This is a genomic window from Pseudomonas sp. GP01-A4 (assembly GCF_058780865.1).
This window is the reverse complement of the sequence record NZ_JBYSWF010000006.1, coordinates 1-21704: the sequence shown is the minus strand read 5'-3', so window position 1 is coordinate 21704 and position 21704 is coordinate 1. Positions and strand designations below refer to the sequence as shown.

18 protein-coding genes are annotated in these 21704 nt (G+C 63.2%); 7 read left to right on the top strand and 11 right to left on the bottom strand.

What is annotated here, in order from left to right:
• Positions 1 to 5 precede the first annotated feature (5 nt).
• The 10 genes from AC3WKX_RS05890 to AC3WKX_RS05845 form a co-directional block, all read right to left on the bottom strand.
• The gene (locus AC3WKX_RS05890; protein WP_008436058.1) at positions 6 to 1625 is read right to left on the bottom strand and encodes an ABC transporter ATP-binding protein; all 1620 of its coding nucleotides are present in this window, start codon (positions 1623 to 1625) and stop codon (positions 6 to 8) included.
• A 2-nt stretch (positions 1626 to 1627) separates the two neighbouring features.
• On the bottom strand, positions 1628 to 2455 hold the full coding sequence (locus AC3WKX_RS05885; RefSeq protein ID WP_102368693.1) for an ABC transporter permease: 828 nt from the start codon (positions 2453 to 2455) through the stop codon (positions 1628 to 1630).
• A gap of 3 nt (positions 2456 to 2458) precedes the next feature.
• Complete coding sequence (locus AC3WKX_RS05880; RefSeq protein WP_102605448.1) at positions 2459 to 3418, bottom strand: ABC transporter permease; 960 nt, start codon at positions 3416 to 3418, stop codon at positions 2459 to 2461.
• 165 nt (positions 3419 to 3583) lie between these two features.
• The gene (locus tag AC3WKX_RS05875; RefSeq protein ID WP_102605447.1) at positions 3584 to 5170 is read right to left on the bottom strand and encodes an ABC transporter substrate-binding protein; all 1587 of its coding nucleotides are present in this window, start codon (positions 5168 to 5170) and stop codon (positions 3584 to 3586) included.
• Between the two features lie 12 nt (positions 5171 to 5182).
• The gene (locus AC3WKX_RS05870) at positions 5183 to 6793 is read right to left on the bottom strand and encodes a 5-guanidino-2-oxopentanoate decarboxylase (protein ID WP_102605446.1); all 1611 of its coding nucleotides are present in this window, start codon (positions 6791 to 6793) and stop codon (positions 5183 to 5185) included.
• Positions 6794 to 6804: 11 nt separating this feature from the next.
• Complete coding sequence (locus AC3WKX_RS05865) at positions 6805 to 8904, bottom strand: acetate--CoA ligase family protein (RefSeq protein WP_102605445.1); 2100 nt, start codon at positions 8902 to 8904, stop codon at positions 6805 to 6807.
• 18 nt (positions 8905 to 8922) lie between these two features.
• Entirely contained in the window at positions 8923 to 10083 is a 1161-nt protein-coding gene (locus AC3WKX_RS05860) for an acyl-CoA dehydrogenase family protein (RefSeq protein WP_008436052.1), read from the bottom strand.
• 41 nt (positions 10084 to 10124) lie between these two features.
• On the bottom strand, positions 10125 to 10916 hold the full coding sequence (locus AC3WKX_RS05855; RefSeq protein ID WP_102605444.1) for an enoyl-CoA hydratase/isomerase family protein: 792 nt from the start codon (positions 10914 to 10916) through the stop codon (positions 10125 to 10127).
• Positions 10917 to 11070: 154 nt separating this feature from the next.
• Positions 11071 to 11709 carry a TetR family transcriptional regulator C-terminal domain-containing protein gene (locus AC3WKX_RS05850; protein WP_102605443.1) on the bottom strand — a complete coding sequence of 213 codons (639 nt, stop codon included), beginning with the start codon at positions 11707 to 11709 and terminating at the stop codon, positions 11071 to 11073.
• A gap of 41 nt (positions 11710 to 11750) precedes the next feature.
• Positions 11751 to 12509, bottom strand: coding sequence for a class II aldolase/adducin family protein (locus AC3WKX_RS05845; RefSeq protein WP_102605442.1), 759 nt, complete (start codon positions 12507 to 12509; stop codon positions 11751 to 11753).
• A 131-nt stretch (positions 12510 to 12640) separates the two neighbouring features.
• On the opposite strand from AC3WKX_RS05845, the gene AC3WKX_RS05840 reads away from it, so the two are divergent.
• The 7 genes from AC3WKX_RS05840 to AC3WKX_RS05810 all read left to right on the top strand — a co-directional run bounded on the left by AC3WKX_RS05840 (position 12641) and on the right by AC3WKX_RS05810 (position 20770).
• A complete protein-coding gene (locus AC3WKX_RS05840; protein ID WP_102605441.1) occupies positions 12641 to 14596 on the top strand; it encodes an oxidoreductase in 1956 nt (651 codons plus the stop codon).
• Positions 14584 to 15162 (top strand): helix-turn-helix domain-containing protein, encoded by a 579-nt coding sequence (locus AC3WKX_RS05835; protein WP_023658720.1) that lies wholly within the window; start codon positions 14584 to 14586, stop codon positions 15160 to 15162. The genes AC3WKX_RS05840 and AC3WKX_RS05835 overlap by 13 nt, the downstream gene beginning before the upstream one ends.
• A gap of 122 nt (positions 15163 to 15284) precedes the next feature.
• Positions 15285 to 15473, top strand: a complete 189-nt coding sequence (locus AC3WKX_RS05830; RefSeq protein WP_003208968.1) for a hypothetical protein — start codon at positions 15285 to 15287, stop codon at positions 15471 to 15473.
• A gap of 3 nt (positions 15474 to 15476) precedes the next feature.
• The gene (locus tag AC3WKX_RS05825; protein ID WP_087694888.1) at positions 15477 to 16304 is read left to right on the top strand and encodes a hypothetical protein; all 828 of its coding nucleotides are present in this window, start codon (positions 15477 to 15479) and stop codon (positions 16302 to 16304) included.
• A 181-nt stretch (positions 16305 to 16485) separates the two neighbouring features.
• A complete protein-coding gene (locus AC3WKX_RS05820) occupies positions 16486 to 17874 on the top strand; it encodes an amidase (protein WP_087694889.1) in 1389 nt (462 codons plus the stop codon).
• A 95-nt stretch (positions 17875 to 17969) separates the two neighbouring features.
• Positions 17970 to 19322: a citrate-proton symporter gene (locus AC3WKX_RS05815; protein ID WP_008436037.1), complete on the top strand. Its 1353-nt coding sequence runs from the start codon at positions 17970 to 17972 to the stop codon at positions 19320 to 19322.
• A gap of 101 nt (positions 19323 to 19423) precedes the next feature.
• Positions 19424 to 20770, top strand: a complete 1347-nt coding sequence (locus AC3WKX_RS05810; RefSeq protein WP_102368688.1) for an OprD family outer membrane porin — start codon at positions 19424 to 19426, stop codon at positions 20768 to 20770.
• Between the two features lie 9 nt (positions 20771 to 20779).
• Here the strand turns inward: AC3WKX_RS05810 and AC3WKX_RS05805 are convergent, their stop codons facing one another.
• Positions 20780 to 21682: a LysR family transcriptional regulator gene (locus tag AC3WKX_RS05805; protein ID WP_003208975.1), complete on the bottom strand. Its 903-nt coding sequence runs from the start codon at positions 21680 to 21682 to the stop codon at positions 20780 to 20782.
• Positions 21683 to 21704 lie beyond the last annotated feature (22 nt).

Below are 21704 nucleotides of genomic sequence, written 5' to 3'. Positions count from 1 at the left end.
ACTCCTCAAGAAGTAAGCGCGGCCCGTTTGGCCAGCAAATGGTCGAGCCAGTCGGGGTCCATTTCCGGCTCCGATGAAAACAGCAAGCCGGTGTAGTCCTGATACGGCGGGGTGAAGATCGCGCTGCGGCTGCCCTGGTCCACCACCCTGCCCCGCTGCATCACCACCACTTCGTCGGCGATGGCGCGCACCGTGGCCACGTCATGGGTGATAAACAGGTAGGCCACGCCCAACTGCTGCTGAATGCGGTTGAGCAGTTTCAGCACGCCCTCGGCCACTAACTGATCCAGGGCCGAGGTCACTTCGTCGCAGATGATCAATTGTGGGTCGGCCGCCAGGGCGCGAGCGATGCAGATACGTTGCTTCTGGCCGCCGGACAGCTCACGGGGCTGACGCTCCATGAAGGTGGCCGGGTCCAGCTCGATCATCTCCAGCAACTCGGCGACTCGGGCGCGCATGGCCTTGCCCTTGAGGCCGAGGTAGAAGGTCAGTGGCCGGCCAATGATGTCGACGATGCGCTGGCGCGGGTTCAGCGCGGTATCGGGGATCTGGTAGATCATCTGGATCCGTCGCAACTGCTCCTTGCTGCGCCGGCGAAAGTCCGCCGGCAACGCTTCACCGTCATACAGCACCTGCCCCGCCGTAGCCGGCAGCAACCCCGTAATCAAGCGTGCGGTGGAGCTTTTGCCGCTGCCGGACTCACCGATCACCGCCAACGTCTGGCCGCGATGCAAGCTCATCGACACGTCATGCAACACCGGCTGATGCCCGTAACTGGCGCACACCTGGCGCACTTCCAGCAACGGCACCTGCTGCTGCGGGCAAGCCTTGGGCTCGGTGCGAAAGCTGCGCACCGCCCACAGGGATTTGGTGTAGTCCTGCTGCGGGGCGCTGAGCATGGCGCGGGTCTCGGCCTCCTCCACCAGCTTGCCGTGGCGCAGCACCATGATGCGGTCGGCCATCTGCGCGACCACTGCCAGGTCATGGCTGATATACAGCGCGGCACTGCCGAAGGTTTTCACCGCATCGCGAATCGCCGCCAGCACTTCGATCTGGGTGGTGACGTCGAGGGCGGTGGTGGGTTCGTCGAAGATGATCAGGTCCGGGTGACAGGCCATCGCCATGGCGGTCATCACCCGTTGCAGCTGCCCACCGGAGACCTGATGCGGATACCGTTGGCCGATGGTTTCCGGATTGGGCAGGCGCAGCACGCGGTACAACTCCACCGCCTCGCGTTCAGCCTGGGCGCGGCTGATGCCACCGTTGATCACGGCGGTTTCCACATGCTGGTCAATCAGCCGGTGGGCCGGGTTGAACGACGCGGCAGCGCTTTGCGCCACGTAGGCAATGCGCAGTCCTCGCAGCTTGCGCAGCGCTTCTGGCTTGGCCTGCAACAGCTGAATACCGTCAAAGCACACCGAGCCACCGGTGATGCGGCAACCGTCGCGGGCAAAGCCCATGGCCGCCAGGCCCAGGGTTGATTTACCCGCGCCAGACTCACCAATCAGCCCCAGTACCTCACCCCGTTGCAACGTCAGGTCGATGCCCTTGATCAGCAGATGCCAGGCGTCTTCGTAATGCCCTTCAATCTGCAGGTTGCGGATTTCCAGCAGTGGCTTGTCCATCCTCAACACTCCTTCAGGCCGCTGGATTTATGCAGCATCCAGTCGACGACAAAATTCACGCTGACGGTGATCAACGCCACCGCCAGGGCCGGCAGCAACGGGCTGATGTCGCCGAAGGTAATCAGCACCGCATTGTCGCGGACCATGCTGCCCCAATCGGCGGTGGGTGGTTGAATGCCCAGGCCAAGGAACGACAGCGCGCTGATAAACAGGAACACGAAACAGAACCGCAGGCCGAACTCGGCAATCAATGGCGCGGCGGCATTGGGCAGCACTTCGCGGGTGACCAGCCACCACAGCCCTTCCCCACGTAAGCGCGCGGCTTCGACGAAGTCCTGCACCACCACGGTCATCGCCACGGCCCGGGACAGGCGAAACACCCGGGTCGAATCCAGCAGTGCAATCACCAGCACCAGCGAGGTGGCATTGGTGCCCACCACGCTGAGAATCAGCAAGGCGAAGATCAGCTGCGGGATCGCCATCAGAATGTCCACCACCCGCGACAACCCTTGATCGACCCAGCCGCCCTTGATCGCCGCAATCAAGCCGCTCAAGCCACCCAGTAAAAACGCCAGCACCGTCGTCAAAAAAGCGATGCCCAGGGTGTTGCGCGCGCCATACACCAGGCGGCTGAACATGTCCCGCCCAAGGTTATCGGTGCCCAGCAGGAACTGGCCGCTCCAGGGCGCAAACCCGTCACCCACCACCTGGGTTTCCCCGTAAGGTGCGAGCACCGGCGCAAATAACGCCACCAGCACGTACAGCACGATGACCAGCAGGCCGAACTTCGCGCTCAACGGCGCCCGGGCCACTTGTGTGAGAAGGCTCATGGTCTACCCCTTGGGATGCATCAGGCGTGGGTTGGTGGCGATGGACAGCACATCGGCGCCGGTATTGAGCAGGATGTAGGTGGCGGCAAAGATCAGGCTGCACGCCTGCACCACCGGGATATCGCGCTTGGACACCGAGTCCACCAGCAACTGGCCGAGGCCCGGGTAGACAAACACCACCTCCACCACCACTACGCCCACCACCAGGTACGCGAGGTTGAGCGCGATCACGTTGACGATCGGCGCCAGGGCATTGGGCAGTGCGTGGCGCCAGATAATCCGCGACTGGCTGATGCCCTTGAGCCGGGCCATTTCGATATACGGGCTGGCCAGCAGGTTGATCAGCGAGGCGCGGGTCATGCGCATCATCTGCGCGATCACCACCAGGCTCAGGGTGGCCACCGGCAACACCGAACGTTCGAGAATGGTGGCGAATGAGGCATCCGGCGCCAGGTTGGACAGGCTGGGAAACCAGCCCAGCTTGACCGAAAGCACCAGGATCAGCAGGTAGGCGACGAAGAACTCCGGGAACGACACCGCACTCAGGGCCGAGGTGTTGAGCAGGCGGTCGAACCAGCTGTTGCGGTACAGCGCGGCGAGCATCCCCAGCACCAGCGCCAGGGGCACCGAGACCAACGCCGCCAGTGCCGCCAGGCGCAAGGTGTTGCCCAGGCGTGCGCCGATCAGTTCGGCGATGGGACGCTGGTTGGCCAGGGACGCACCGAGGTCGCCGTGCAGGAGGCGCAGCAACCATTGCACGAACCGGCTCAGGGGCGGCAGGTCCAGGCCCAGTTGGGCGCGAAAGGCGGCGACGGTTTCCGGCGTGGCGGACTGGCCGAGCATGGCCTGGGCGATATCACCGGGGAGCATGCCGACCGCCAGGAAGATGATCACCGAGACGGCGAACAACGACAGCAGGCCAAGGGCGAGGCGTTGGAGTACCAGTTTGAATAGGCTATTCATGTTCGGTTCTCATGAGTTGGGCATGTTCTCGAAGGCGACACAGGACCAATGTGGGAGCGGGCTTGCTCGCGAAAGCGGTGTGTCAGCCAATACAGATAGAGACTGACCCACCGCATTCGCGAGCAAGCCCGCTCCCACAATTGATTTGTGGCGTTTCTGAAATCTTCACGCCTGCCACCATCGCTCGATCAACCGCAACCCATCCAGTTCCCCATACGGCGCCGTCAGCGGTCCATGGCTGACGCGGTTCGAGCGGGCCGCCACGGAGCTGGCGAACAACGGCACAATCGCCCCGCCGTCGTCCCGGCACAGGCTCTGCATTTCGTTGTACATCTCCTGGCGCAGCGGCGCGTTCATCTCACCTCGCGCTGCGTTGAGCAACTGGTTGAAGCGGTCGTTATCCCAATGGGTTTCGTTCCACGCCGCGCCCTTGGCGTAGCCGATGCTGAACATGCGGTCGGCAGTCAGGCTGCTGTACCAGAACGAGGTGGTGAACGGCTGCTTCATCCAGATGTTGGAGAAATAGCCATCCGCCGGCTCGCGCACCACGTCGATATCAATCCCGGCCTGGCGCGCCTGCTCCTTGAACAGCACCGAAGCATCCACCGCGCCGGTGTAGGCGGCATCGGAAGCTTGCAGGCGCACCTTCAGCGACTCCACACCGGCCTTGCGCAGGTAGAATCGCGACTTGTCCGGGTCGTAGGTGCGCTGCTCCAGGGCGGCGTTGATGAAGCGGCTGCCCGGCTGGATCGGATGGTCGTTGCCCACCAGGCCATAGCCATGCAGCACCGAGGCCAGCAGGGTTTCGCGGTTGATCGCATGCTTCATCGCCATGCGGATGTCGTTGTTCTTGAACTCGTTGCTGTCGCACAACATCGGGAAGGTGTAGTGCTGGGCGCCCTTGGTTTCTTCGATGACCAGCGTGGGATTGCGCTTGAGCAGGGCTACGGTTTTCAGGTCGACCTTGTTGATCACGTCGACTTGCCCGGTGACCAGCGCATTGACCCGCGCTGCGCCGTCGGCAATCGCCAACAGCTCGGCGCTGGCGAAGTGTGCCCTGCCCGGCTTCCAGTAATCAGGGTTGCGCTCCAGGTCCATGCGTACGCCCGGCTCGAAGCTTTTCAGGCGATAACCGCTGGTGCCGATCCCGGCCTGCCAGTCGGCGGCGCCGTCCTTGGCGGGCATGATCACCAGGTGGTAATCGGCGACCACATAGGCGAAATCGGCATTGCCCGAGTGCAGTTCGAACACCACGGCATCGCTGCCCTTGGCGCTGACACTGGCCACATCGCCGATCACCGTCTTGGCCGCCGAGGTGGAGTTGGCTGCCAGGTGATGGTTGATCGAGGCCACCACGTCGTCAGCGGTCAGGCTTTTGCCGTTATGGAAGGTCACGCCCTGGCGCAGCTTGAAGGTCCAGGTGCGCGCGTCGGGCGTCGACTCGAAGCTTTCGGCCAATTCGGGGATGGCGCTGCCGTCCACCGCGATTTCCGTGAGGGTGTTGTACACCGCCGAAAAGCCGACGAAGGTGAAGGTGTCGACCCAGGATCCCGGGTCGCGGGAGTCGGTGGTGCTGCCGCCGGCCAGGCCCATGCGCAGCACGCCGCCCGGCTTGGGCGTGGCCTCCTCGGCAAAGGCCTGCAGCGGCAGGCCCATGGAAAACGCGGCGGCCACGGCACCGGCTGCGGCGCTGTGCTTGAGGAAGTCCCGCCGGTGCATCGCTTGAGTCATTTTGTTGTTGTTTTCGCTCATGGTGTTGCTCCTCTAAAGGTTCACACAGGCATGCTTCAACTCGATCAAGGTCACGCCGTTGCGCTTGAAACCGTTACGCAAATCCGTCTGCAGCTCATCCAGGTTCTGTGGCTCGCTGACCGTGCAGCCGAACGCCCGCGCCAGGGCGGCGAAGTCCGGGTTGCGCGGCAGTACGCCGATGGGTTCGATGTCCAGGTTCAACATGTCGTCGCGAATCTGCCCCAGGGCGTCGTTGTTCCAGAGCAACACCACCAGCGGGCTGTCCAGTTCTTCCACGGCCGTGGCCAGTTCCTGGGCGGTGTAGAGAAAGCCGCCGTCGCCCACCAGCACCAGGCCGGGCCGTTGCGGTGCGCCGAACTTGGCGCCGATACCGGCCGGCAGGCCATAGCCCAAGGTGCCGTAGCCGGTGGGATGCAGCCAACTGCGGGTGGCGTTGCTGGGAAAGGCGTAGTTGCCGGTGTAGGCCAGTTGGGTCATGTCACTGCTGATGAAGGCATTGGCGGGCAACTCGGCGGCGACGCGGTCGAGAATCGCCTGGTGAATCCGTTGCAACGGACCATGGCCGCTGCTGACTGCCTGGCGTAACGTCGCGACCGCAGCGGTGGCGGCATCCGCGTTGCGCGGCGTGGCTGGCAAGCGTTCCAGCAAAGCCAGCGTCGTTTGCTGGGCATCACCGTGCAACGCGACGGCGCAAGGATAGAAATCGTTGAACTTGCGCGGGTCGATATCCACCCGCAGCAGCTCGCCATTAATCGGCAGGCGTTCACGCCAGAAGTCGGTATCGGCCATTTCGGTGCCGATGGCCAACACCACATCCGCCTCGGCGATGAGCTGCCAGCCGGGCTCGACACACAGGGTCGAACCGGCATTCAGCGGATGCTCCACCGGCAACAATCCCTTGCCGGCGACACTGCTGAAAAACGGCGCCGCCAACTGCGTACTCAAGCGCTGCAAGGCATCGGCCGCCAACAGCGCACCGCCACCGGCAATGATCATCGGGCGCTTGGCCGCGGTCAGTTTTGCCACCGCCTGATCAAGACTTTCAGCCGATGGCAAGCCACGCCCGGGACGGCGCACCACCTCATTGCTCCAGTCCCGTTTGATCGGCGCCGACAGTACATCCAGCGGCACCGAAATATGCACCGGGCGCGGTCGCTCACTGTCGAACACCGCGTAGGCCCGCGCGATCAACTCCGGCAAATCCTCGGCACTCAACGCCACCGCTGAAAACGCAGTGATGGGCGCGGTCATCGCCCGCTGGTCCTGGGTTTCATGCAGGCAGCCCCAGCCTTTGCCGAGGCTGGCGGTGTGGTTGACGCTGGAAATCACCAGCAGCGGAATCGAGTCGGCATACGCCTGGCCGATCGCCGTCGCGGCGTTGGTCACCCCCGGCCCGGTGATGATGAAACACACCCCCGGCTTGCCGCTGACCCGCGCATAACCGTCGGCCATAAAGCCGGCGCCCTGCTCGTGGCGGGTCAGCACATGCCGAATACCGCTGCCCGGCAAGCCGCGATACAGCTCCAGCGTGTGCACGCCGGGAATCCCGAACACCGTGTCGACACCATAGTTGGCCAGCAATCGCACCAGGGCCTGGCCGCCCGTCAAGGTTTTGCTTTGCATTGTCATCTCCTTCACGCCTGGGCGAGACGGATCAATGCATCGACCGCCGTGGCGCCCCGGGCATTGACCAGCAATGGGTTTACATCGAGTTCCAGCAATTGCCCGGCGTTGGCGCAGGCGTAGTCGGCCACCGCACGAATCGCCGCCACCAGGGCTTCCATGTCGGCCACTTCGCGTCCGCGAAAGCCTTGCAGCAATGCGGCGCTGCGCAGGCTGAGCAAGGCGTTGCGGATTGCGTCGTCGGTGGTGGGCAGCAGCAGGCTGCGGCTGTCCTTGAGCAACTCCACGAGGATTCCACCAGCGCCGATCACCAGCGCCAGGCCGAAGTCGTTTTCGCGCTTGATGCCGACAATCAGCTCGGCCAGCGGCGACGTAGCCATGGACTCCAGCAGCAGATGATCGAAAGGTACATTCGGTGCATAGGCCGCAATCCGCTCACGCATATGGGCCAGGGCGGCGGTCAAGGCGAAGCCGTCCTGCAGGTTGAGCGCCACGGCGCCGGCTTCGGTTTTATGCGGCAAGTCGGCACTGACGGCCTTGAGTACCAGCGGGTAACCCAGCACTTTGGCATCGGCGATGGCCCGCTCGGGAGTGCTCAAGACACCGGCTGGCGTGGTCAGGCCGAAAGCCCGTAAAGCCTGCTTGGAATCCCATTCATCCAGCGACTGTCCGTGTTGTTCAAGCGCTTGCGGGCACAGCGGCACCAGTATCGACTCACCCCGCGCCAACAACGCCCGGCGATTGTCTTGATAGTCGGCAATCCGGCCCCAGGCCGCCAGCGCATCTTCCACGCCTTGCAACGCGGCAACGCCCTGGGCATGCAGACGCTCGCGAGCGTGGGCCGGGAGCAATTCAGGAAATGCAGAGGTGACAAAGCCAGTCTTGCCGTGGCGAGTCAGCGCACAGCAAAACAGCTCCAGCAGCAGGTCGCACTCCTTGCGCTCACCGGTAAATTCCGCCGGGTAGTCGAGCACCAGCATTGCCGCATCCGCTTCGGTGCGCAGTGCCGTGTCGAGCATCGTATTAAGCGCGTCGCTGTTGCCCCAGATGGCCGTGGTGAAATCCAGCGGGTTGACCAGGTTGGCGTAGCTGGGCAGCACCTGCGCCAACTCTTCACGCTGGCCTTCGTCGAGCTTCGGCAGGCTCAAATCGTTGCGCTCGGCGTAGTCGGCAATCAACCCGGCATCACCACCGGAACAGGCCAGGGCGATCAGGCTGTTGCCCGCCGGCAGATTACCGCAGGCCGCCGCCTTCAGGGTCTCGACAAAACTCACCGGCCCGCTGACCCGGATCACACCCAGGCGCGCGAACAGACTGTCGTACAGCGCATCGGAACCCGACAACGAACTGGTATGACTCAAAGCCAACTCGGCGCCGATCTGTGACACTCCGGTTTTCAGGGCGATGATCGGAATGCCTTTCTCCAGGGCCTTGTGGGCCGCACGGGCGAACCCCGGCACATTCTTCAAGCCTTCCAGGTGCAAGCCAATCGCTGTAACGCGCGGCTCGTCGAGCAGCACGTCCATCAACTCGGCAACCCCCAACTGCGCCTGGTTACCCACCGACGCCATATAGGCCACCGGCAGCGAACGGTCGCTCATGGACAGGTTGTAGGCAAAGTTGCCGCTCTGGGTCAGCACCGCAACGCCCTTCTCGACCGGCTTGCCGCCATGGGCCACCGGCCACAACGCCGAGCTGTGCAGGTAATCCAGCAGGCCATAGCAATTGGGGCCCAGCAGTGCCATCTCGCCAGCGGCCTTGAGCAGTTGTTGCTGCAAGGCTTGGCCCTCGGCGCCGGTTTCGGCAAACCCGGAGGCGTAGCAGATGGCGCCACCGGTGCCAATGGCCGCCAGTTCGGCGACACAGGTCAGGGTCAGCTCGCGATTGGTAGCGATAAACACCGCATCCGGACCGCACGGCAAATCGGCCACGCGACGCACGCAGGGAACGCCATCGAGGCTGTCATGTTGCGGGTTGACCAGCCACATCTGGCCGGCAAAACCACCCTCGGCGCAGCGCTTGAGGGCACGGGCCATGCTGCGCCCACCGACAAACGCCAGGTGACGGGGCGCCAGCAGGCGCTTGAGATTGTCGCGAATAGCCTGGGACATAAGCGTTCTCCGACCCGATCAGCGCAACAGTGGCCGCAACAGTTCGCGGGCAATAATGTGGCGCTGGATTTCCGAAGTGCCTTCCCAGATCCGCTCGATCCGCGCGTTGCGCCAGATGCGCTCCACCGGGCCTTCGTCCATCAAACCCATGCCGCCATAGATCTGCACTGCTTCATCGGCAACCTTGCCCAGTACTTCGCTGGCAAACAACTTGGCCATGCCGGCCTCGCCGTCGGTCATGGTGCCCTGGTCCATTTTCCAGGCGGTGTTCAGGGTCAGCAGTTCGGCCGCACGGATTTGCGTGGCCATGTCGGCGAGCTTGAACGAGATGCCTTGGTAGGTGCCGATGGGCTGGCCGAACTGCTTGCGGTCGGCCGCCCATTGCAGGGAAACGTCCAGCGCACGCTGGGCCTGGCCGACGCAGTTGGCAGCCACCATCACCCGGCCTGCGGTCAGCCAGGCATTGGCGACTTCCCAACCTTTGCCGACTTCGCCGAGGACTTTGGAGGCTGGTACGCGGCAGTCGTCGAAGAACATTTCATAAGTGTGGTAGCCGCGGTTGCTGACGCATTTTGGCCCCCGGCGAATGGTCATGCCCGGCGTGCCACGGTCCACCAGGAACGAGGTCACCGCATTGCGTTGGCGACCGTTGTGTTCGTAGGTGTCGGTAACGGCAAACACGATGGCGAAATCCGCGTGGCCGGCGTGGCTGATGAAGTGCTTGCTGCCATTGAGCACAAAGTCATCACCGCTGCGCACGGCGCGGGTCTTGATCGCATTGGCGTCGGAACCGGCACCCGGTTCGGTCAGGGCAAAGCAGTCGATCTTCTTGCCCTGCACGCACGGCAACAGGTACTCGCCAATCTGCGCGCCGGTGCAGGCCATGAGGATTTTCGACGGCCGGGCGACAAACACATGCAGCGCCCAGGAGACTTTCGACAACTCACGCTCGATCAACGCCTGTGACAGGTAATCCAGGCCGCCACCGCCGACGTCTTCCGGCATGTTGAAGGCATAGAAACCGGCAGCGATGGCCTTGTCACGAATCTGCGCGGCAAGCTCCGGCGAAACTTCATCGGCGCGGTCCACCGCCTCCTCGTGGGGCAACAACTCCTTGGCAACAAAACTGCGTACCGCGTCCACCAACATGTCTTGTTCTTGGCTGGGCTGGAAATTCATGGCGCTACCTGTCGATCGTTCGAGGGTGTTTTGAAGGGGAATCAGTTGCCGGAGAAGTTCGGTGGGCGCTTTTCCATCGAGGCGCGCAGGGCTTCAGCACCGTCGGCGCTGCGTCCACACAGCAGGCCGGCGGCGAGTTCCGCCTGGAGCTGCTCGGGCAGGCTGCGCCCGGCGCCTTCGCGGATGAGGGTTTTGGTCTGGGCAAACGCAAAGGTCGGGCCGTTGGCCAGGCGCGTGGCCAGCTCGGCGACGTGGGTATGCAGTTGCTCGTCGGCAACGACTTCGCCCACCAGCCCGGCGGCCAGGGCGCGGTCGGCGCTCCACAATTCATCGAGGAACAGCAGGCGCTTGGCTTGCTCGCTGCCGATCAGGCGCGGCAGATGCCAGCTGGCGCCGGCGTCCGGCGAGTAGGCCATGCTGGTGTAGCCGGCCTTGAAGCGTGCCGATTGCGCGGCGACGCGCAGGTCGCAGCACAGGGTGAGGTCCATGCCGGCACCGACCGCCGTGCCGTTGATGGCGGCGAGGGTGGGTTTGGCGAGGGTGTGCAGGCGGGTCATCAGGGCGTGGGCGGTTTCGGTCCAGCCGTAGGTTTCGAGGGCGCCACGGGCTTCGGCATCGGCCCATTCGGCAAGGTCGGCACCGGCGCAGAAGCTGCGACCGCTGCCGGTCAGTACCACCACGCGCACAGCCGGGTCGCGGTTGAAACCGTCCAGCAAGGCATGCAGGTGCTTGAGGGTCGGGATGTCCAGGGCGTTGCGCTGGGGGCCGCGATTGAGGGTGATCCAGGCAACACCTGCCTGCACCTGAGTGAGCACGGACGGATCTGTAGTCATGGAATCCTCGAATTATTTTAATTGGCTTGAGGGGTGCGACATGGGGCGATACTAAACGAGTGTTCAGTAAGGAGGCAATCGGGTAACTGCAAATATTTTTCGAGGGGAAAATGCCGGCCCGGACATTGCGTCCAGGCGGCGCGGAATCGTCAGTTCAGGGTTTGATCTGGAAGCGCTTGCGCCCGCCCGACTGCAAGCCATCGACCCAGGCTTCGCAGATCTGGATGCCCTGCTCCGGGGTGAAGGTGCCGGGATTGAGCCCCGATTCCAGCCACAAGCCGTCGAGCAAGGCGCTCAAGGCGATGGCCGCCAAATCGGCATCGAACTGCTTCCAGCCCTCTTCCCCGGCCATGTCCACCAAGGCCGTACGCATGATGGTGCGGTACTCGCCATAGGAGTGTTCGTGGGCCTGGTTGATCGCCGGGGCCGTCTTGACCGCCCCCCAGAACACCAGCCAGGCATCCAGCAGTTGCGGGTCGAGCAATTCGGGGGAGAACGAGCCGCGGAAGAACGCCGACAGCCGCTCCCGCGGACTGGGCGGCGCCTTGGCCATCGCATCCCGCAGCAGGTCCATCACCTGCCGGGTGATTGACCGATAGGCCTCGGCCACCAGCTCATCCTTGCCCGAGTAGTGATGACTGATCAGCCCCACCGACACCCCGGCCTCGGCGCTGATCTTGCGGATCGACGCGCCCTGGAAGCCGTCGCGCTTGAGGCAGGCCAACGTCGCCTGCACCAGATTGGCCTTGCGCAACTCCGGTTCCATGCGGGAGAAACGGGATTCCTGGGTCATGAGGCGGTGTCCTTGGGTTGAGTCGGCTGGACGACTCTACCTCACTCCCGGAACCCCGGCGACACCCGATCCAGTAACCGCAGCAATGCCGCCCATGCCAGTTGCATGGCGTCCGGGTCTGCCAGTTCGCCCTCTTCCAGTGGCCGGCCTGGCTCATTGAACTGCCGCTCGGTGTACTCACACACGTGCGCAGGCGGCAGGATCAGCTTGCCGCACGCCTGGGCGGCGATCTGGATATCGCAGGCCTTCTCCAGGTAATACATGCGCAGGAACGCCTGGCTGACCGTCTCCCCTACCGTCAACAAACCATGGTTGCGCAGCATCAACACCGGCTTGTCGCCGAGGTCGCGCACCAGTCGCTGTTGCTCGTCCATGTCCAGCGCCACGCCTTCGTAGTCGTGGTAGGCGACCTTGCCGTAGAACTCCATGGAAATCTGGTTCACCGGCAACAGCCCGCATTCCAGGGCCGCCACCGCACAGCCGGCGCGGGTATGGGTGTGCAGCACGCACTGCACATCTTCGCGGGCGCCGTGAATCGCGCTGTGAATCACAAACCCCGCCGGGTTGACACCATGGGCCGAAGCCTCGACCGCACGTCCGTCCAGGCCGATCTTCACCAGGCTGGAGGCGGTGATCTCCTCGAACATCAGCCCATAGGGGTTGATCAAAAAGTGATGCTCGGGCCCCGGGATACGCACCGAGATATGGGTGAAAATCAAATCGCTCATGCGAAAGTGCGCGATCAGCCGGTAGCAGGCGGCAAGCTCTTCGCGCAGCTGTCGTTCGGTGGCCCCAGGCATTTTTATTCTCCAGGCGGGTGGGTGATGTGGTTGACGCTAATCCAGTCGCCAGTAAAAAAACAAGTTGATTTTTTACTGAGGCTGACCTCCTATAGAAAAATAATAACAACAGCGCCTGGAGTATCCGCACCATGTCGCCCCATGCCTTTCCGCATCTTTTTGAACCGTTGGTACTGCGTGGCAAACGCCTGAAAAATCGCATCATGTCCAGCGGGCACGACACCTCGATGCCCACCGACAACCAGGTCAACGAGCAGTTGATCGCCTACCACCGGGCACGCGCCGAAGGCGGCGTGGGGTTGATTGTGTTGCAGGTGGCCGGGGTGCACGACAGCGCCCGCTACACCTCCCATGTGCTGATGGCCACCGATGACAGCTGCATCGACGGCTATCGCCGACTGGCCGAAACCTGCCACGCCCACGGCACCGTGGTGCTGTCGCAGATTTTCCATCCAGGGCGGGAAATCATGGAGTCGGCCGACGGTTTGCTGGCGGTGGCTTACTCGGCTTCCGGGGTGCCCAACGAACGCTTCCGGGTGATGCCACGCGCCCTTGACCAGACAATGATCGACGAGATCGTCGCCGGCTACGGCGCTGCGGCAAGGCGCCTGTATCAGGCCGGGATTGACGGTGTGGAAGTGGTCGCCAGCCATGGTTACCTGCCTGCGCAATTTCTCAACCCGCGGGTGAATCGCCGCACCGACGGCTACAACGGCGAGCTGGAACAACGCCTGCGTTTCCTGCGGGAAATCATCGCCACGGTGCGTGCCGAAACCGACGAGCACTTCATCATCGGGCTGCGCATTTCTGCCGATGAACGCGACCCCGAAGGCCTGACCGAAGAGGATTCCCTGGCCGCCGTGCAACAGCTGCAATCACACCTGGATTATGTGCACATCGTTGCCGGCACCTCGGCCTCCCTCGGCGGCGCGATCCATATCGTGCCGCCCATGGCCATTGCCCCGGCGTACCTGGCGACAGAAGCGGCGACGTTCAAGACGCACCTGTCGATTCCGCTGTTCGTCACCGGGCGCATCAACCAGCCCCAGGAGGCCGAATTGATGCTGCAACGCGGCCAGGCCGATGTGTGCGGCATGACCCGCGCACTGATCTGCGACCCGCGCATGCCGGCCAAGACCTCAAGCGGCCATGCCGAGGATGTACGGGCGTGCATCGCCTGCAATCAGGCGTGCATCGGCCACTTCCACAAAGGCCTGCCGATCTCCTGCATCCAGCATCCCGAGACCGGCCGCGAATTGCAGTTTGGCCAACTGCAACCGGCACTGCGACGCCAGCGGATCATGGTCGCCGGTGGCGGCCCGGCAGGGATGAAAGCGGCAGCGGTGGCGGCGCAGCGCGGACATGAGGTGACCTTGTATGAAGCCAGTGCCCAATTGGGCGGCCAAGTGCTTCTGGCGCAGTTACTGCCCCGACGCAGCGAGTTCGGCGGGGCCAGTACCAACCTGCAGCGCGAGATGGAACTGGCCGGGGTCCGCGTGGTGCGCAACACCCGCGTCGACCGCGCATTGGTGGAACGCGAACAACCTGACCGGGTGATCATCGCCACCGGCGCCGAGCCCTACTGGCCGGCCTTCGAACGCGGCGGCGAGCTACAGGTGGTGGATGCCTGGCAAGTGCTGCGCGATGAGGTGCAACTGGGCCGTTCGGTGGTCGTCGTGGACTGGCGTTGCGACTGGATCGGCCCGGGCATTGCCGAGCGCCTCACCCGTGCCGGCCATCAGGTGCAACTGGCGGTGAACGGTACCCATTGCGGGGAAAACCTGCCGTTGTACGTGCGTGACCAACTGGCCGGCGAACTGCATCGGCTGGGCATTCCGATCATCCCATACGCCCGTTTGTACGGCTGCGACGACACTACCGTCTACCTGCAACACACCGCCAGCGGCGAGCCGATGCTGCTGGAAAATATCGACACCCTGGTGTTGTGCCAGGGCCACCAGCCGGTGGACACTCTGGGCGCAGAACTGGAAGGCCTGGTGGCGTTCACGCGGATCGGCGATTGCCTGGCGCCGCGTACCGCCGAAGAGGCGATTTATGAAGGATTGAAAGTAGCGTGGGACATTTGAACGACCAACCTCCACAGCTGTTTCTCGGCACCCGCATCCGCGGCTTGCGCAAGGCCCGGGGCATGACGCTTACCGAATTGGCGCAGATGAGCGAATTGACGGCCGGCTATATCAGCCAACTGGAACGCAACCTCGCCTACCCGTCGATCCCGGCCCTGTTCAACATCGCCCGCAGCCTGGGGGTGACGATCCAGTGGTTTTTTGCCAGCGAGACCACGCCGGCAGCGGAGGATGAAGGTTTTGTGGTGCGCAGGAACAATCGCCAGAGCATTCACTATGAGGACGGGATCGTCGACCAGTTGCTGACGCCCCTGCCCAATCATCAATTGGAGATGCTGCACTCGCGCTTTCCACCGGGCACCTATAGCCAGCAGAGCTATAGCCATGAGGGTGAAGAGGCGGGTTATGTGTTGAGCGGAACGTTTGAGTTATGGGTGGGCGAGCGGCATTTTCAGCTGGCTGAAGGCGACAGTTTCAGCTTCCCCAGCAGTGAGCCCCATCGCTATGGCAACCCCGGAAAGGTGGATGCGGTGGTGATCTGGGTGATTACGCCGCCGACGTTTTAGACCGTTGGGGCAACTAAGGACGTTTCCTACGATACGCGGGGAGTTCTGGATGGGGGCCATCAGTAGTCGGTAAAAACGGCTCTTGCTATAAAACCGACTACTTTTTTATGAGGGTGCCGGTCATGTTTGAGTCGTTTGCCTGGTTCAAGAAACCCACTGAGGAAGATCTGGAAAATATCAGGGCTATCAAGCGGTACAAAACCATGAGGATAGTGGGTGAGTGGGGTATTTCTGTCGACCCGGCGGAAATCGCCAACTCACCCGAGTTCAAGGAACACAAGCGCAAGATACGTGAACTGATATTCAAATAACCCATGGGGCTACTACTGATACTGCCGTTACTGGTGAGTGGCTATTTGGTGTGTTTGAAACACCCCGGCCATTACTGCCGCCTCCACCGCTTTGAGGGCCAGTTACTCTATCTACAGGTCGCAAGATTAGGCTGGACCTGCCTCGTACTGTCGTTCGTACTGACCACTTTGATTCTTTGCCTGTCCAAACAGCCGCTGCAACTGGCTGGCCAGACAATCCCCATTGATTACAGTGCTTATCTAGGCAAGCTGCTGATAGAGCTGGATATTGCCACCGAGAGAAATCATGGCCTCTGGGTATTTTTGCTCCAGGTCGGCCTGACAGCCATGATCATTCCCTACTGCTGGGCGCGATTATTTGTGCGTTGGCGTCGACGAAGACTGCAACTTGCTTCAGAGGAGGAACTGAACCAGCAATTGATGCTCGAGCTTCTAACGGGGCGCCCCCTCAGGACCCTACTCAGGGAATCCATTGCGCGCGGCTCTCAATGCATGTTCACGCTGAACGATCGGAATGTTTATGTGGGCGTTGTTTCATCCATCTGCGAGCCGAATGAGTCCGAAGGTATAGATCACGCCTTCAGTCTGATTCCGACCTGCAGCGGCTATCGCGACAAGGACACCTTGGAAATCATCCTCGATACTGAATACCCGGATGCGTCAGACGCTATTTCCATCATGCTGCTCCAGGAAGCGGTGGTATCAGCCACCCGCTTTGACCCTGCGACGTGGATGTCTTTCCAATCCCGCATACGGGCGAAACCCCAGCCTATCCGGAGCTATCGTCGTGAGTCGGCACGCAGGAAAAAGACGCCAGGTGCCTGCGCCTGAGGTCCTCCCGCCAAACAGTAAATCTTCCAGCCATTCCCACATCTACCCGCCGGTTTCAGTGCACACAAAAACGCAACACTGAACTGCACCAATTGTGATGGCCGCTTCACACCGGGGTTTATATAGTCGTTCCTACTGCAACCCGCCATGAGCCAGCCGGCCCATCACAAGGAAGCGTTCGATGACTGACCTGCATACCCTTACGGCCGCCGAACTGTTGGCGCAATTTGCCAGCCGGCAACTCGCGCCCATCGACTACTACGACCAACTCCTGGCCCACATCGACCGCTGGGAGCCGCAGATCAACGCGCTCTATGCCTTCGACCCGCAACAGGTGCGCCAGCAGGCCCAGGCCTCCACCGAGCGCTGGAACAAGGGCCAACCCAACGGCGCCCTTGATGGCGTACCGGTGACTCTCAAGGAATTGATCGCCACCGAAGGCGTGCCCATTCCCCTCGGCAGCGCGGCCACCCGCCTGACCCCGGCCCTCAGGGACGCACCGCCCGCAGCCCGCATGCGTGAAGCGGGCGCGATAATCCTGGCCAAGACCACCAACCCGGACTTCGGCATGCTGTCTTCCGGCCTGTCGAGCTTCCACGGCATCACCCGCAACCCGTGGAACACCGCCAACAACACCGGCGGTTCCAGCTCCGGTGCCGCCGCAGCGGCCGCCGCCGGTTACGGCCCGCTGCACGTGGGCACCGACATCGGTGGCTCGGTGCGCCTGCCCGCCGCCTGGTGCGGCCTGGTGGGATTCAAGCCGACCCTGGGCCGCATCCCCATCGACCCGTACTACACCGGCCGCGCCGCCGGGCCCATGACCCGCACCGTCGACGACTGCGTGCTGTTGATGCAACACCTGGCCCGCCCCGATGCCCGCGATGCCACCAGCCTGCCGCCGCTCACCACCCAGTGGAGTAACCAGCCGCTCTCGGTCAAGGGCCTGCGCGTCGGCCTGATGCTTGAACCCGGCGCAGGCATGCAGCCTGAAGGCTTCGTCTGTGAAGCCGTGGAGCAAGCCGCGCGGCTGTTCGAAGCCCACGGCGCCAAGGTCACGCTGATCCCGCCAATCATGGACCGCGCACAACTCGATGGCCTCGACCATTTCTGGCGCGCCCGCCAGTGGGGCGATTTGTCGGCCCTGAGCAGCGAGCAGTTCGACAAGGTCTTGCCGTACATCCGCGACTGGGCCGCGCCGGGCGCCGAGATCAGCGGCGTACAAGCCGTAAAGGGTTTCAACCAGACCTTTGAAATGCGCCGCCGCGCCGCGCAGGTGTTCACCGAACTCGACCTGGTGCTGTCCCCCACCAACCAGGTCAATGCGTTCCCGGCCGAGTGGCCATCACCGAGCAACAACCCGCAACTGCCGTTCGAACACATCGTGTTCACGGTGCCGTGGAACATGGGCGAGCAACCGGCGTTGTCGATCAACTGCGGTTTCGCCGCCGATGGCATGCCCATCGGCCTGCAGATGATCGCCCCGCGTTTTGCCGATCAATGGCTGCTGCAAATCGCTAAAACCTACGAGAGCTGGCGTGGCGCAATCCACCACTGGCCGAATCCTTCCTGACTTTTGACGCTGTAAGAACTGCCCACCCACACGCCAGCTCCGGGCCCTCTTGGCCTGGAGCTCGGACGACCTATAACTAAAATCGAGGGGCTGGTATGCACACTGAGCAATTGACACGATCCGATCCTGATCACGCACCCGAAACACCGTCCCCGGACGCCGGCAAAAAGAGCATCTTCGCCGTGGTCCTGGGCAACGCCGTGGAGTTTTTCGACTTTGGTGTGTACGCAACCTTTGCGGTGATGATCGGCCACACGTTCTTCCCGTCCGACAGCGCTTTCGTCAGCCTGATGCTGTCGGTCACGGCGTTCGGTATCGGCTTTATCGTCCGGCCCCTGGGCGCAGTACTGATCGGCGCCTACGCCGACCGCGTCGGGCGCAAACCGGCGATGCTGTTGACCCTGGTGATGATGGCCGTGGGCACCGGCAGCATCGCGATATTGCCCGGTTACGAGACCATCGGTATCGCGGCGCCGATCCTGCTGGTGCTCACCCGCATGATCCAGGGCCTGGCCTGGGGCGGTGAAGCCGGCCCCGCCACCACCTACATCCTCGAAGCGGCGCCACCCCACAAACGCGGGACCTACGCCTGCTGGCAAGTAGTCGCCCAGGGCGTCGCAGCCATGGTGGCCGGGCTGGTAGGGTTCACCCTGACCAAGGTCATGTCCCCGGAAGACCTCAACAGCTGGGGCTGGCGCGTGCCGTTCGTGTTCGGCCTGCTGGTGTTGCCGATCGGCATCTACATCCGCCGCAACCTCGCCGAAACCTTCCACGGCCACGGCGAGCAGACCAGCACCGGCGACCTGGTGCGAGAAGTCTGCGGCAAGCACCGGCGCGCACTGGTGCTGGGGTTGCTGATCCTTTCCGGCAGCACCATCACCCAGTACTTCCTCAACTACATGACCACCTTCGCCCTCACCGAACTGAAGCTGCCCACCAGCATCTCGATGCTCTCGACCCTGGTGGCCGGCGCAGCGATGGCCGTGTGCGCGGTGGCCGGCGGCATGCTCTGCGACCGCTTCGGGCGCCGTACGATCCTGATGACACCGCGGGTGGTGTTGCTGTTGATTTTGTTCCCGGCCCTGCAACTGATGACCGAGCACCCAAGCCCGGCGACCTTCCTGCTGACCCTGGCGGTACTCTCGGGCCTGCACGGCATGAGTGGCGCGGCGCTGATCGTGTTGCTGGTGGAAAGCTTCCCGAAATCCGTGCGCTCCACCGGTTTCTCCATCGTCTACGCCTTCGGTGTGGCAGCGTTCGGCGGCACCGCGCAGATCATCATCACCTGGTTGATCGGCACCACCGGCGACCCGATGTCGCCGGTCTGGTACCTGCTGATCGCCAACCTGGTGTGCCTCACCGCCGCCTGGTTCGCCAAGGAAACCCGTCCGCCGCTGCCCGGCAGCCCGGCCCGCGAAACCCGGCTCACAGAAGCTTCGGTTCGCTGAATACCTTTTCCCACTGTCCCGCGTCTTTTCGCCACCGACCGGCAGCACCTGAAGGCCTGCCGGGACGGTCGCCTTACGTCTGATTTGTATGGGGATTTACCATGTATCCACGTCTTTTGCTGGCCGTCACCCTGGCGTCCAGCACCCAGGCTTTCGCCCAGGAAAACGCCCAGGCCAGCGCACCGGGCTTCCTCGAAGGCAGCACCCTGGACCTGAACCTGCGCCACTACTATTCCAACCAGCACACCCAACGCACCACCCACTTGAGCATCAAGAAAGCCGGCGGCGTCGAGCCCACGCGTGTGCGGGAAACCTGGGTGCAGACCAGCATGCTCAAGTACAGCTCCGGCTACACCCAGGGCCTGATTGGCGTGGGTGTGGACGCGGGGATCTTCAGCGCGGTCAACCTGGAGCGCGGGCACGGCAAGGTGGCCAATGGCGGCGACCGGGTGCTGGTGGACGGCGACGGCGATGCGATTCCCACCTGGAGCCGGCTGGGGGTGGGCGACGTGCGTTTTCGCCTGTCCAGCACCGAGATCAAGGCGGGTCGGCTGATGACCGACAATCCGATCCTGCGTTACAAGGACAACCGCGCCCTGCCCTCCAGCTTCCAGGGCGTGGGCTTGTTCAGCAACGAATTCGACTGGCTGTCGGTGCAGGGCGGCAGCTTCGAGCGGGCGATTCCACGCACCGGCACCGGCGCCGAAAAGCTCACCACCACCTTCGGCAACCGCGCCTACAGCGGCGCACGCATCAGCTACCTGGGAGCCACGGTAAAACCGGGTTACGGGCTGGAAGCCAGCGTCTACGCGTCGCGTTTCGAAGACATGTGGGACCAGACCTACGTCGGCCTGACCCACCGCATCGGTGACAAAAGCGACATCGCCTTGAAGACCGCCTTCAACTACTACCACACCAGCGACTCGGGCGACAAAAACCTCGGCTACATCGACAATAACGCCGCCAGCCTGGCCTTCACCGCCACGCACCTGGCCCACAGCCTGACCCTTGCCTGGCAGCAGGTATTCGGCAACGAATACTTCGACTACGTGTGGGAGTCCACCGGCAACTACATGGCCAACTCGCTGTACTCGGACTACAACGGCCCCAACGAAAAGTCCTGGCAGTTGCGCTACGACCTGGACTTCGCCGCCTACGGTGTGCCCGGCCTCACCGCCAGCCTGTGGCACGCCAAGGGTTGGGACATCGACGGCACCCATTACGATGGCGACCGCAACGGCCACAACACCGGCTACAACGTGCGCAGCCTGGATGGCGCCAAGCACAACGAAAACGGCTTGATGCTGGCCTATGTGATTCAGTCCGGAACACTCAAGAACACCGTACTGCGCACCATCGTCTACAACCATCGCGCCAGCGGCGGGCAGATTGACGGCAGCTACGATGAGTTCCGCCTCGTCGCCAATGTGCCGATCAACATCTTCTGAGGCTCAGGCTCAGTTCAGCGAACAACGTTGCATCGCCCCCGCCAGCATTTCCTGGCACTTGAGCACCGCCACCGAGCGGGGGCGGTTGCGGTACACGCAGAGGTCGATGCGGATGCGGCCGAGGTCTTCATCGGCGATCGGCACGGCGACCAGGCCGTCGCCCAGGTCCCGCACGTCTGCCTCGACCTGGGGCAAAATCAGCACCGCTGCCCGTTGCCGGGCCAGGCTCTTCTGCACTTCCAGGGAGCTGGTGGTGAACACCGGCTCGAGGGTGACGCCGCGTTTTTTTGCCGCCACTTCCAGGGCCTGGCGCACGCCGTAGGCCGAGTCGGGAATCGCCAGGGGCTGGCCTTGCAGTTCGCTCAATTCGATGCTGTCGCGCTGGGCGAAGGGGTGTTCGGCGCTGACCAGCACCCGGTGCCATAACTGGCAGTGGGCGGTGACTTCGACGTCGGCGCGCTCTTGCAGGTAGAACGCCAGGCCCAGGTCCGCCTCGCCGCTGCACAGGGCGTCGAGGGTGGCCGAGGCGCTGGCGATCACGATGTTGAAGGTGACCTTGGGGTGGGCGCGGTAGAAGGTGGCGAGCACCGGGGCGAGCACGGTGGAAACGATACTTTCTGACACATGGATGCTGATGTTACCGGCCACCTGGCTTTGGCGGCTGGCGATGACTTCGCGTACCTGGTCGAGGCCGCGCAGGGTTGAGGTGACTTGTTCGGCCAGGCATTCGCCCTCGGCGGTGAGGCGGATGCCGCGGGGGCCGCGCTCAATCAGGGCGGCGCCGAAGAAGTGTTCCAGGTGTTCGATCTGGCGGCTGACGGCGGTGGGGGTGACGTAAAGACGTTCGGCGGCCTTACGCAGGGAGGCGCAGCGGGCGACCTCGTGGAAATATCGCAAGGCGCGTAGTTGCATGGGGGGTGCTCCTTTTTTGGGG